Genomic DNA, 12764 nt, shown 5'->3' with positions numbered 1-12764 from the left:
AAAACTAAATAAGCCGATTTATGTTTGGAAACCGACTTATTTTTATCAAGTATTACTTAGTAGTAATACCTACTCTGATTAAAGTTTCACTTTATTGAAATACTTGCGGGAATTGTTTTACGATTGCGTTTGTTATCATGTCGGCCATTTCCAATGCTTCTTTTTCAATTTTATCGTAAAGTTTTACTCCTGCTTCATAATCTTTATTTAGGAAGGCAAGTGCTTCTGCTTTCGTTAGTGCTAAATGTTCATAAAACATTTTTCTAAATTCTTCTTTATCTATATATGGGTTGATACTGTTAAGAAATTCAATAATTTCATCACCATTAGCGTACCATTTTTTCTCTATAGCGGCCGCTGTATTTTGATTACCAGCTTTTGCGGCTTTAACAAGATCCGCTGCAATTACTAAGTGATCTTTAATTAATGCACTATATTTTTTCACTGCATCCTCACCGTAAAATGGTTCAAGTGATAGTCCCATATGTGTTGCGTTTTGTAGAAGTCGTCCAACAGTAACGTTAACATCTGGTAAATTAAAGACTATACTTATAATAGCCAATCTCGTCCAAGCGACGTGTTGTTCCCATAAAGAACGCATATACCCTTTTAAAAAATTCTCATTTTTACTAATTCGGTAGTTCCGTACGGATAAATCATAGTTTACATAAGGGTTATGGTAGGGGGAGTAATACGATTGCCAATAAGAATACATAAATAGTAACACTCCTTTGAACATGTATAACTCAAAGTATGATGAAGATTTATTTTTAGTTACGTGTCCTAGATTATTTTTAGGGAATTTGAAATGGAGAAATTCAATGAATGTTGTTGTGGTATATATGAATAAATTGAATATAAAGTAAAAGAGGGTCTGCAAGGGAAGTTGCAGACCCTCAAAAGGGTATTGCCGAGATGTCGGACTCGACTACGTAATGTTATCATAAAATTCTTTTGAAAAAACCTGGTAAATGTGTCCAAATGAAATTAGGACCTTCATACAGTCAAAGGGACCTGCTTCCCGCGGCAGGCCCCAATAACTAGATAATGTCGATAAGCAAAAAACTCATCTGGAGTACTTTTATAGTAACAAGTAAAATGTCTTTTGTGTATTGAGAAAGAAGAATTGCATAATTATATGTGAACAATTTAACTCCCAACAATTCATGATAAAACTAATTAGCTCGGAACTAAATATGATTATCATGAATTGTTGGGAGTTAAATATGGTTATAAAATGGAGAAAAGACTTGGAAGTGAGATCGAGGTACACAGAAGTATGTAATCATGAAAAAGACCTGCTAATATAAGCAGGTCAACTTAAGGGGTTTATCCAACAGATTATTATATATGGTAACAACTGAATTGGAGTAAGTCTATACATTTAATATTGAGAAAAATTTTGTGAATGATATATTTTTTGCGCATATATTAACGTCTAAAAAGTTGAGAAAGAAAATTAAAAAGCTTTTTATAAGAGAATAATGGCTGATACTTATAGTATGATTCATATTTCCACGCATCATTATTAGAGAATTGGAGTTTTTGTGTTTTCGTTTTCGCCGTAATGGAACTCATATTACGATGCTTCATATAGTAACCTCCTGAATTTATATGTATACGATTAGTAGTATTCAAGAAAGGGAAATAAAATGAACGTTTAAATTGAAACTCTCTCTTCTTGTGTACTGGATTTATATTATAAATGTTGTAAAACATATAAAATAATGATGCTAGTTAGTATTAAATAGGTGGAGAAACATAGAATAATGAAAAAACAATAAGCATCTAATCATCCCTTTCAAGTCGCATAAGTGATTGATATAATAGAAGTAGATGAAAGATAAAGAAAAGCAGGTGACTCTTTTTTGTTTACTAAAGCACAAGAACTTTTAGCGTCCTACTTTGGTTATTCTTCGTTTCGAAGAGGACAAGATGAAACAATTAAAAACGTATTAGATGGGAAAGATACGGTTTGTATTATGCCAACGGGTGGCGGTAAGTCGATTTGTTATCAAATTCCGGCATTAGTATTTGAAGGAACGACGTTGGTTATATCACCTTTAATATCACTTATGAAGGATCAAGTAGATACATTGGTACAGAATGGCATTTCAGCTACATATATTAATAGTTCTATTTCTATTGCTGAAGCAAATCAGCGAATTCAATTAGCGAAACAAGGACATTACAAATTACTTTATGTCGCGCCTGAGCGTCTTGATTCGATGGAGTTTGTTGACCAACTTATCGATATGAAAATCCCTATGATTGCGATTGATGAAGCACACTGTATTTCACAGTGGGGACATGATTTCCGTCCAAGTTATTTACATATACATCGCATATTAGATTATCTTCCAGAAAAGCCGCTTGTATTAGCATTAACAGCAACAGCAACACCGCAAGTACGTGATGATATTTGTAATACACTTGAAATTAATCAAGAAAATACAATTATGACAACGTTTGAGCGTGAGAACTTATCGTTTTCTGTTATTAAAGGGCAAGATCGAAATGCATATTTGGCGGATTATATTCGTCAAAATCAAAAGGAATCTGGGATTATATATGCAGCTACTAGAAAAGTAGTCGATCAGTTATATGAAGATTTAATGAAGGCAGGAGTTTCTGTATCAAAATATCACGCTGGTATGAGTGATATTGATCGAAATGAGCAACAAGAACTCTTTTTACGAGATGAAGTAAGTGTAATGGTAGCAACATCTGCATTCGGGATGGGTATTGATAAATCGAATATTCGTTACGTAATTCATTATCAGCTTCCAAAAAATATGGAAAGTTACTATCAAGAAGCAGGACGTGCTGGTCGTGACGGATTAGATAGTACATGTATATTGTTATATTCTTCTCAAGATGTACAAGTACAGCGTTTTTTAATTGATCAATCAACTGGAGAATCACGTTTTTCAAATGAACTTGAAAAATTGCAAAATATGACCGATTACTGTCATACAGAACAATGTTTACAATCATTCATTTTGCAATACTTTGGAGAAGAACCGAAAGAAGATTGTGGACGCTGTGGTAATTGTACAGACAATCGCGAGAGCATCGATGTGACAAGGGAATCACAAATGGTTTTATCATGCATGATTAGAACGAACCAACGCTTTGGAAAGCAAATGATAGCGCAAGTATTAACTGGGTCGAAGAATAAGAAAGTTATTGAATTTAATTTTCATACTTTACCAACGTATGGGCTTTTATCGAACCGTAGTGTAAAAGAGGTCAGTGAGTTTATCGAGTTTTTAATTTCAGACGAGTTAATTGCAGTTGAACATGGCACTTATCCGACGTTAAAAGTAACTGAAAAAGGGAAAGAAGTATTACTTGGTAAAGAGAATGTTTTACGAAAAGAACGAGTAGAGACAAGACAAATTGTTCAAGACCATCCTTTATTTGAAGTGCTTCGTGAAGTACGTAAAGAAATTGCACAAGGAGAAGGTGTACCTCCGTTCGTTATTTTCTCTGACCAAACATTAAAAGATATGTGTGTGAAAATGCCGCAAAGTGATTCCGAATTGTTGACGGTAAAAGGTATCGGAGAACACAAACTTGTGAAATATGGTTCGCACTTCTTACAAGCAGTTCAGCATTTTATTGAGGAAAATCCAAATTATGCTGAAACAATTAAGACAGAAGTAGTTTCAGAGCGTAAAAAGTCAGGAAAAGCGTCCGCAAATTCTCATTTAGAAACGTATGAAATGTATAAACAAGGTATTGATTTGAATGAGATTGCAAAAGAACGTAACTTATCAAGACAAACAATCGAAAACCATTTAATTCGCTGCTATGAGGATGGAATGGAAGTAGATTGGCACAGCTTTGTTCCAGCAGAGTATGAATCTCTTATTGAAACTGCCGTTCAAAATGCAGATGGTGGTCTGAAATCTATTAAAGAACAGCTTCCGAATGAAGTGAGTTACTTTATGATTCGTGCTTATTTACAAATAAGAAAGTAGAGGCATATAAAGGGGATAAGAATTTATGTATCATGTTTTCGTTTATGGCACGTTAAGAAGAGGACAAACGAATGCTCATTATATGCTAGGTGCAACATGCATCGCAGACAGAGCTTGGACATATGGCAAATTATTTGATACGAACGAAGGATATCCGGCCATGACTTATTCGATTGAAGAACAGGTGTATGGAGAAGTTTATGTAGTAAATGATGAGATATTGTGTAAGTTAGATGAACTAGAAGAATATACAGGTAATGCGGAGACTGATTTATATGATCGAATCACGCAAACAGTATATGTTGCTGATAGGGAAATTGAGGCATATGTGTATATCGCTCAAGATAAAAAGATGTTAAAGAAAGTGATAGACTCTGGTGACTGGCTTATGTATCAAAAAATATAATAAGGTAGTTTTAAAAATTGGAAAGCAGATAATGACGAATTCATTATCTGCTTTTTATTGTGTGAATAATTGTCGTTCTCTTTTTATTCTTATAGTTCTTAGTACGATTCCAATTCCAAGAAATAAAACAGTAGCAGCGACCCCGCTAATAGGATTTAACCAAAAATCACTACTGTTTGTAAGGGTAATAATTCCTGTTATGGTAACTAAAATAGTAGGAACAGCATCCTCGATCGCATGCATGATAACACATGGCCAGACGGATTTTGTAAGTCTATATATTTCAACATACATAATTGACCAACAAACCATAAGGATACAGCCAGATAGAAGCATATTTAATCTTGAGATAGATTCAAAATATTCATTTGAAGAGCCTCCTTTACTTTTACTTATCCTACTATTTATGGGCAGTAAAACGCCCATTGATTAAAGTCTTTAATTTTTACAATGTTTTTTAATAGATAAATTAAATAGGAGACAAATAGAAAGAAGTATCTTTTACATGCATCATTATACTATATGTGTATGTGTGTGATTTAGATGTTGCATATTCTTTTTAAATTAGAAAGATGAAAAGTAAGTTTTTTCGGAAAATTTAAATGGAAACTATTGACTTTATGATTGGATTTTTAATACAATGATACTTCGACTGAAAAATTAGAACGGACAGGAGGGAATCGTCGAAATGAGCAACATATTTGAAGATGAGTTACAAAAAATGAAGGATACTTTACATACGATGGATGAGCAATTGGATAGGCTTGAAAAAATCCCGGTTTATTATGGAGAAGATTTTAAAGAGCAAATTCTTGAAAGTATGAGGGAGTCTAATAGACAAAACTTACGTATTGGTGTGCAAGAGCCGTACTTTGGAAGGTTAGATTTTCAGGAAGATGGAAAAGAAGAAGTTATGCCGATTTATATCGGAAAAGTAGGGGTTTCGGATATGGACACGATGAAGCCAATCATTATTGATTGGCGAGCGCCTGTCGCAAGTATGTTTTATTCATTTACCGGTGGAGAAGAATTAGCATTTTATCAATCACCAGATGGGTTAGTAGAAGGTGATGTGTATTTAAAACGAAACATTTCCATTCGAAAAAGAGAACTTGAACGTGTTGTTGATACATATGTAAAAGGAAATGAAGATGTATCACATGCCGATGATTTTCTTCTATATCGATTAGGTGAGAATAAAGATAATAAGCTAAAGGATATTGTTTCAACGATTCAATCGGAACAAAATGATATTATTCGAGCGGAAAGAAATTTACCATTACTTATTCAAGGGGTTGCAGGGAGTGGAAAGACAACAATTGCTTTACATCGCCTTGCTTTTTTAATTTATGAATATCGTGAACAACTAGAAGCAGAAAGAATGATCGTATTTGCACCGAATAGTCTGTTTTTAGACTATATTTCGAGTGTACTTCCTGAATTAGGTGTAGGGAATATTAGTCAAACAACGTTTCCAGATTGGGCATTACGTACGTTAGATGATTCAGTGAAACTAAAGCAGACAGAAAAAAAATTGAAAGAAGCATTTTCAATTAATCGTGATGAAAAGAAGGTAATGCTAGGTAAATTAAAGGGTACGTTGGAATTTAAGACGTATATTGAAGAGAGAATGATCCAATTTGAAAATGAGTTAGTTCCGACAAAAGATTTTGAGGCGTGGGATAGAGCGATTATTCCATTAGAAAATGTTAAAAAATGGATGAGAGTTGAATATAAACATTATCCTTTACAGAAAAGAAGAGAACGATTAGTAGGACGAATGAAGCGCTGGATTGAAATTGAACTTAAAAAATTCGGGGAAACAAACGAGAAAAAATTACTAAAAAAAGAAGCGACTAAGAGACTGAACGCATATATGAAGTTTTGGCCGAAAATGAGTGCTCTTTCACTGTATAGTTCAATAGTAAAAAGTAAAAAAATACTTGAGGTATTACCTGAAGAACTTGTTAAAGAAACAGAAAAGAGTTGTCGTAAAAAAGAAGTGTGTGTAGAAGATTTACCAGCTTTAATATACATACATCATCGTATAACAGGGATCGAAATCGGGCAGAAGTTTCATCACGTTGTTATTGATGAAGCGCAAGATTTTTCGCCTTTCCAAGTTTATGTATTAAAAGAAATTACATTAGGTAATTCTTTCACTATATTAGGTGATTTATCGCAAGCGATTTATGATTACCAAGGAATTGAAGATTGGAATGCTTTTAAGGAAGTATTCCAAGAAACCGGTTATTATGAATTGACAAGAAGTTATCGTTCTACAAAAGAAATTATTGAATTTGCAAATGAAATAATTAAAAATGCAGAAATCCCAGTAGGACTCGCAACACCAGTCTTCCGCAGTGGAGAAGATGTGAAAGTAATTCATGCAGAAAATCAATTTACTGAAATTGTGAAGACGGTAAAACATTTGCAAAATGCAGATGTGAAAACAATTGCGGTAATCGGAAGAACAGAAGATGAATGCCGTGATATATATGTGAAATTAACAAATGCAGGATTAACGGTAAACGTAATTGAAGCAAACCAAAGTAAATATGAAGGTGGTATATCAGTAGTACCTGTCTATTTAGCGAAAGGTTTAGAATTTGATGCGGTGCTTTTAATTGATGTGGATGAAGAACATTACAAAAACACAAAACATGATGCAAAGTTACTATATGTCGGATGTACGAGATCACTTCATGACTTATGGGTTTTCCATAGTGGGGAAGCGTCACCTTTAATTAAAGGATTAAAATAAAGTAAAACTATAATCAGTGAGGAATTTTACTGCAAGCTAATGTGGGATAAATATAAAAAGAGGATTTCTATTACTGTCTACTTAACAGGGAGATGACCATGAAGATCCTCTTTTTATATTGAAATTAATGTTCAATTTTAAACGAATAAAGCCATTAATATTAAATCTTGATAGCCACCATCCAATTTTACACCCTTTGCTTTTTTACCCTCTTCAAAGAAGCCTAGATTCTTATATAACTGGATTGCACCTAGATTATCTTCCATTACCTCAAGACAAACTTTTTCAATCTTACTGTTATTTTTAGCCCAATTGATTAACGTTTCTAGAAGAGCTCTTCCAATACCATAATTTCGATATTCGGGTAGTATGGTCATCGCAAAAGCCCCTTGATGACTAATTTTTTCTTTGTTTCCATTCTTAAAATCTATTGTACCGACTAACTTACCATCAACTTCAGCAATAAACTGTACATAATTTGGATTTTCATGATAAGCTTTTAACGTTTTTTGAATAGCATCGATACGCACCTTTTTTACATCCTCAACCGTACTTAGCATGTATGGAGCGTTTATTAAAGCTTTTGAAGCAGAATCTAGTATTCTTTCTGCATCCCGTTCTTTAGCTTCTCTAATTATTATTGTTTTTCCATCCTTAGATTTATAAGTAAAAACATTAGTTGATAAGATACTACACACACCCTTTCGGAATATAATTAGTTGAATTTTTTAACTATCGTGCAATTATTAAGTAAGAAAAAGTCGTATCACCTTTTTCTGCAATCGCTCTACTTCAACTTAATGACGATTATTTCAAATATTTTTAATTTTTACAAGGATTTATTCCGTTATATAGCCCGATTGTTGAATAACATGACTGGCGTTTTTTAAACAACTTTATTATCTCTGTACACGATGAATTAACGACTTGAGCTGTTGTTTAAATGATATACGATGCTTTTTTCTAATTCCTTAGTTTGTTCTTTTTCCCATATACGAACAGCATCTACTGGAATTTGTGTATGTTTTAACCAATCTAGAATAAGGTGTAGTTGTTCTTGTATTTGCCCAATGTTTTGCTCCTTTATGTTCTTATTCTGAATTCTATCAATTAATTGCAGCATATAGGGAAGTTTTTCTATACATTCGCCTAAATCCCCGCAATAACCTGACGGTAATTCATGTGTACCAAAATCTAAAGTATTGATGTAATTAGAAACTAGGTATATCATGGCTTCTTGTTCGGTATCACCACCTAATTCAATCGCTTTTCGAAGGGATTTTTCTAAATCGTCTTCTTTATTGCTAGAGTCCATATAAATTCCTATCCATCTAAAAGGTCTTGAATCAAATGGGGTGTTTTCTGTCCATCTATATAGAATGTCAATTAGAAAACTATTTAGTGAGAAAGTTAACACCTCATCTTTTTCGTTTGATGCATCTAAAATAGTAAACAGTGAAATGGCAAACTCCTCTTGATCTTTTGATTCCCATTTCTTTGCATTTGTAATAAATGTCTCTAAATGTTTATAAGCTAATTTTCGAAGTCCCGCTTCGCGATGCTGACAGTAACAAATAAAATCATGCCAATGCTCAGTTGTATTCATATGTATAATAATAGTTTGTAATGCAGTGAGAGGTTTATCCATTATAAGTCCCCAATCTATTAAGCACGTGTTGAAAATTTAGTGTTATTATATCATTACATAAATTAAAGTGGGAAGAATTTAAGGTGGATTTTATTGGTCACGGGATCCAATCGATTGGTAATGTAGCGGTTCTAACAGGACTCATTATTGACTTTGAAGATGAAACGTAAAAAAGTTATTATATTTATCTAAATATTAAGAGAATACAAGGGATTTATTTATTTAATTTTTAGAAAAAATAGACTATAACATTAATAAATGGTATAATTTCCTTGTTATTGGAATTAAAAAGAAAATATTTGAAGAAAAAGGATAGGGTTGGTTTTAATGGGAGATTCTGATCACAAAGAAACAAAGGCAATATTAAAGTTATGGTTTATTTATATACCACTTGCATTTGGAGAGTTTGTCTTTTCGAATATCATAGATTATTTAAAAAAATAAAGATTTTGCATTAAAAAAACAATTAACCCAATTTAATTGTTTTTTATTTTCCTTTAATAAACCAAACAAAAATAGAGATTTTGAACAAGATGAAGTTTATGAAGGAAATAACGTTGATTAGGTGCTGAAAACGGTGTGAAATCAACAGTGCCTAAAGAATAAAACAGGAATCATTCAACCATGATAATTTTCCGTTTTATTAGCTTCCTATAGTGAGATGTTATGTTCACATCATATGTATACGATAGTTGTCACTTAATATAGCATTACTGCAACTTCAAAATTAGTAGTTAAGGTTGCTATCTTTTAGAGTGTTATATATATATATATATATAACTTAGCTAAAAAAGTACAAATCATATAATTTGCGCTTTTCATTATCCGTTTTTCGGTAAAAAATATAGTTTTTGTCACATTAATACTGTACGATACATAGTATAAAACACATACTGTATGACATATAGTAATGGAAATGAGGTGAGTAAATGGATACTTTATTAAACTCGTTAATTACTGAGTTAAGAAGAGGGACATTAACGTTAGCCGTTTTAAGTCAATTAAGAACGCCGCAGTACGGATATTCACTTGTCCAGTTATTGGAGCAATCAGGGATTACAATTGATCAAAGTACTTTATATCCACTACTTCGCCGATTAGAAAAGCAGGAATTAGTGACGAGTAGTTGGGATAAAACGGAGAGTAGACCTCGTAAGTATTATGTTTTAAGTGATTATGGATTAGAAATATTTTTGCAGTTGAAAAAAGAATGGATAAAGGATTCGAAAGAACTTTATAACTTATTAAAGGAGGAAGAGAATGAATTTAATTGATCTCTATATCCAAGAGGTTGCGAAGAGATTACCTGAAAAAACTCGTGAAGATATTACACTTGAACTAAGGTCAACTATAGAGGATATGTTACCTGAAGATTATAGTGAGGAAGATGTAAAGAGCGTTCTCAAAAAATTGGGGAGTCCGGTTTCATTGGCTAATGGTTATTTGGATAGACCGATGCATTTAATTGGACCACGTTATTTTGATGTATATACAACGTTGTTAAAAATGATTATACCAATCGCAGCTGTCATTGCACTCATATCAATGGTTGCAGAAAATTTTATAGGCTATAGTGGTGATCAAGCGGTATTAAATGTTATTTTGCAATTGATAGGTAAAGGCATTGGGGAAATTTTTGAAGTGGGCCTCCATGTATTTTTCTGGTTGACACTTGTGTTTGTTATTTTAGAAAGAACAGATAAAGACAAAGGTATCGAGCCGTTGACGACAAGTTTAAAAAAATGGACACCAGATGATTTGAAAAACATCTCGTATATCCCAAAGAAAAAAGCAATCTCGAAGTTTGAAGTTTTTGCAGGTTTAATGTGGACAGCAGTTTGGGCTACACTTTACTTTTATGCGAATCATCTTGTTGGCGTATATAACGGTACGGCAAATGGACTGAAGTTTGTTTCGCCAACTTTTAATCAAGATGTTTTATTGCAGTACTGGCCAATCGTTATAATTATGATCGTTTTTGAAATATGTATATCCCTTTATAAATTGGTGCAGGGACAATGGACTCAAAGATTGGCGATTGGGAATACTATTCTTCAAATAGCTGGGACGATAGTATTCATTGTAATTGTAGTAAATCCACATGTATTTAACGCAGGGTTTATTACGTATTTGGCAAATGCATTTACTATTTCCCCAGAGGGATTTAAAACGTGGCTCATTGGGGGAGGAATTTTCTTCTACACATTATCTGCTGCAATAAATATATTTGATGGTTTCCGAAAAGCTAGTATTCGTATGTAGATAAAAATCGGAAATTTCGATAAAATAAAACTATTAAAAAGATAGTGAAATAAGATGAACATGATGAAAGGAAGAAAACAATGATAAGGGAAGCAACGAAAAGAGATTTAGCATACATTTTAGATATTTATAACGATGCGATACTTTATACAACAGCTGTATATGCGTATAAACCTGTAACCCTTGAAAATAGAATAGATTGGTATGAACAAAAAAAGGCTGAAGGGTATCCAATTTTCGTATGTGAATTAGATAATAAAGTAGTAGGATTTGCGACATTCGGCCCATTTAGAGCGTGGCCTGCTTATAAATATTCAGTTGAACATTCTGTGTATGTAGATAAGGCATATAGAAAAAATGGCATTGGGTCTTCATTAATGAAAGAATTAATCAAAATTGCAAAGGAAAGAGAGTATATGACCTTAATTGCTGGAATTGATGCAGAGAATGAGAAAAGTATTGCCTTGCATCAAAAATATGGATTTATTCATGCAGGAACAATAAAACAAGCTGGTTATAAGTTTAATAAATGGCTAGATTTAGCTTTTTATCAGCTGGAACTTAACGGTCCTGAAAATCCTATAGAAGAATAAATATTTTTCGGTAGCAAGAAAAAATTCATGCTACCTTTTTCTTATTTAAATAGCTGATATGAGCTGCCGAAAAGTTTTTTTATATTCGATATTGAATTTATTGGTATAATAGGAATGTTTAACGAATTTCCGCTTCTTTATGTGATGGGGGGAAAAGATTTACCGAATCGACGTGAAAATAAAGAGGTAGATGAAGCTTTTGCAGCAGTTTTAAAGTACATATACAAAGAATATAGTGAAAGCATGCTAGGAGTGAGCGATTGAAAAGAAACTTAAAGACTTCAACAATCATTATTTTAATTTTAACGATTATTGTTCTTGAAGTTGGAATCGCACTATATGATCACAATTTGTCATTAGATACAATTTACTTTGCAGCGATCCTTATTTGTATTGTATTGCTTTTTGGCACACGTGTTTCTGAAGAGAAAGAAAGTACATCGAAACGAGGACGAAGAAAAATAGCTGTTATATTTTGGCCATCTATTTTATTGTCTATCGCTTGTTTTGCAGTTATAAGTTACATAAGGGTAGGCTATGTCTCTGTACCAGGGATAATTGGCTTTTCATGCTTTGTTACATATGGTGGATTCGTTTTGATTAGTATTTTAAAGGGGAAAAACAAAATGTAGCTTACTAAGTTGAAAGGAAGCAATGTATATGAAACATATAGAGAACGGTACACGTATTGAAGGAGAATACATTAAAAATAAAGTTATTCAATATAATATGTCCATCTTAACAGATGAAGTAAAACAGCCGATGGAAGAAGTAAGCCTCGTAGTAAAAAATGAAGAAGGAAAAATATTTGGTGGTGTAACAGGTACGATGTATTTTTATCATCTTCATATCGACTTTTTATGGGTTGATAAATCAGTTCGTCATGACGGTTATGGTAGCCAACTTTTACATAAAATTGAAGAAATTGCGAAGGAAAAAGAGTGCAGATTAATATTGCTAGATTCATTTAGTTTTCAAGCGCCAGAATTTTATAAAAAGCACGGTTACAGGGAGTATGGTGTCGTTGAAGATCATCCGAAAGGTCATAGTCAGCACTTTTTTGAAAAGAGATTATAATAGTATTATGTATACTGGTTGATGGGAG

12 protein-coding genes and 3 pseudogenes are annotated in these 12764 nt (G+C 32.8%); 10 read left to right on the top strand and 5 right to left on the bottom strand.

Annotated elements, in window-relative coordinates; genetic code table 11:
* Nucleotides 1-91: 91 nt before the first annotated feature.
* Together DN404_RS17650 and DN404_RS30590 are read right to left on the bottom strand one after the other, a co-directional pair.
* A complete protein-coding gene (locus tag DN404_RS17650; RefSeq protein WP_149215302.1) occupies nt 92-715 on the bottom strand; it encodes an acetylglutamate kinase in 624 nt (207 codons plus the stop codon).
* Nucleotides 716-1431: 716 nt separating this feature from the next.
* On the bottom strand, nt 1432-1593 hold the full coding sequence (locus DN404_RS30590; RefSeq protein ID WP_000682743.1) for a hypothetical protein: 162 nt from the start codon (nt 1591-1593) through the stop codon (nt 1432-1434).
* Nucleotides 1594-1868: 275 nt separating this feature from the next.
* On the opposite strand from DN404_RS30590, the gene recQ reads away from it, so the two are divergent.
* Together recQ and DN404_RS17640 are read left to right on the top strand one after the other, a co-directional pair.
* Entirely contained in the window at nt 1869-3986 is a 2118-nt protein-coding gene (gene recQ, locus DN404_RS17645) for a DNA helicase RecQ (protein WP_025709485.1), read from the top strand.
* A 25-nt stretch (nt 3987-4011) separates the two neighbouring features.
* On the top strand, nt 4012-4392 hold the full coding sequence (locus tag DN404_RS17640) for a gamma-glutamylcyclotransferase family protein (protein WP_000274908.1): 381 nt from the start codon (nt 4012-4014) through the stop codon (nt 4390-4392).
* Nucleotides 4393-4446: 54 nt separating this feature from the next.
* Here DN404_RS17640 and DN404_RS17635 read toward each other — a convergent pair.
* Nucleotides 4447-4761 (bottom strand): annotated as a pseudogene (locus DN404_RS17635) (CPBP family intramembrane glutamate endopeptidase); the annotation flags it as partial.
* A 319-nt stretch (nt 4762-5080) separates the two neighbouring features.
* On the opposite strand from DN404_RS17635, the gene DN404_RS17630 reads away from it, so the two are divergent.
* On the top strand, nt 5081-7156 hold the full coding sequence (locus tag DN404_RS17630; protein ID WP_149215301.1) for a HelD family protein: 2076 nt from the start codon (nt 5081-5083) through the stop codon (nt 7154-7156).
* A gap of 137 nt (nt 7157-7293) precedes the next feature.
* Here DN404_RS17630 and DN404_RS17625 read toward each other — a convergent pair whose 3' ends face one another.
* Both DN404_RS17625 and DN404_RS17620 read right to left on the bottom strand, forming a co-directional pair.
* Nucleotides 7294-7854: a GNAT family N-acetyltransferase gene (locus DN404_RS17625; protein WP_174402547.1), complete on the bottom strand. Its 561-nt coding sequence runs from the start codon at nt 7852-7854 to the stop codon at nt 7294-7296.
* A 221-nt stretch (nt 7855-8075) separates the two neighbouring features.
* The gene (locus DN404_RS17620; protein ID WP_149215300.1) at nt 8076-8804 is read right to left on the bottom strand and encodes a hypothetical protein; all 729 of its coding nucleotides are present in this window, start codon (nt 8802-8804) and stop codon (nt 8076-8078) included.
* Nucleotides 8805-8896: 92 nt separating this feature from the next.
* Here DN404_RS17620 and DN404_RS31435 point away from each other — a divergent pair.
* The 7 genes and pseudogenes from DN404_RS31435 to DN404_RS17595 form a co-directional block, all read left to right on the top strand.
* Nucleotides 8897-8971: pseudogene (locus tag DN404_RS31435) on the top strand (DUF6944 family repetitive protein); the annotation flags it as partial.
* Nucleotides 8972-9733: 762 nt separating this feature from the next.
* A complete protein-coding gene (locus tag DN404_RS17615; protein ID WP_000380294.1) occupies nt 9734-10078 on the top strand; it encodes a PadR family transcriptional regulator in 345 nt (114 codons plus the stop codon).
* Nucleotides 10065-11066: an HAAS signaling domain-containing protein gene (locus DN404_RS17610; RefSeq protein WP_149215299.1), complete on the top strand. Its 1002-nt coding sequence runs from the start codon at nt 10065-10067 to the stop codon at nt 11064-11066. Before DN404_RS17615 ends, DN404_RS17610 begins: the two co-directional genes overlap by 14 nt.
* Before the next feature lie 80 nt (nt 11067-11146).
* Nucleotides 11147-11659, top strand: a complete 513-nt coding sequence (locus tag DN404_RS17605) for a GNAT family N-acetyltransferase (protein WP_149215298.1) — start codon at nt 11147-11149, stop codon at nt 11657-11659.
* Between the two features lie 99 nt (nt 11660-11758).
* Nucleotides 11759-11923, top strand: a pseudogene (locus DN404_RS30585) (serine hydrolase); the annotation flags it as partial.
* A complete protein-coding gene (locus DN404_RS17600; RefSeq protein WP_025709477.1) occupies nt 11920-12291 on the top strand; it encodes a hypothetical protein in 372 nt (123 codons plus the stop codon). The pseudogene DN404_RS30585 and the gene DN404_RS17600, both read left to right, overlap by 4 nt.
* A gap of 28 nt (nt 12292-12319) precedes the next feature.
* Complete coding sequence (locus tag DN404_RS17595; RefSeq protein ID WP_000680416.1) at nt 12320-12736, top strand: GNAT family N-acetyltransferase; 417 nt, start codon at nt 12320-12322, stop codon at nt 12734-12736.
* Nucleotides 12737-12764: the final 28 nt, after the last annotated feature.

The sequence above is a fragment of the Bacillus sp. TE8-1 genome (assembly GCF_008368855.1).
Taxonomy (GTDB): domain Bacteria; phylum Bacillota; class Bacilli; order Bacillales; family Bacillaceae_G; genus Bacillus_A; species Bacillus_A cereus.
This window is presented reverse-complemented; position numbering and strand designations above follow the sequence as displayed.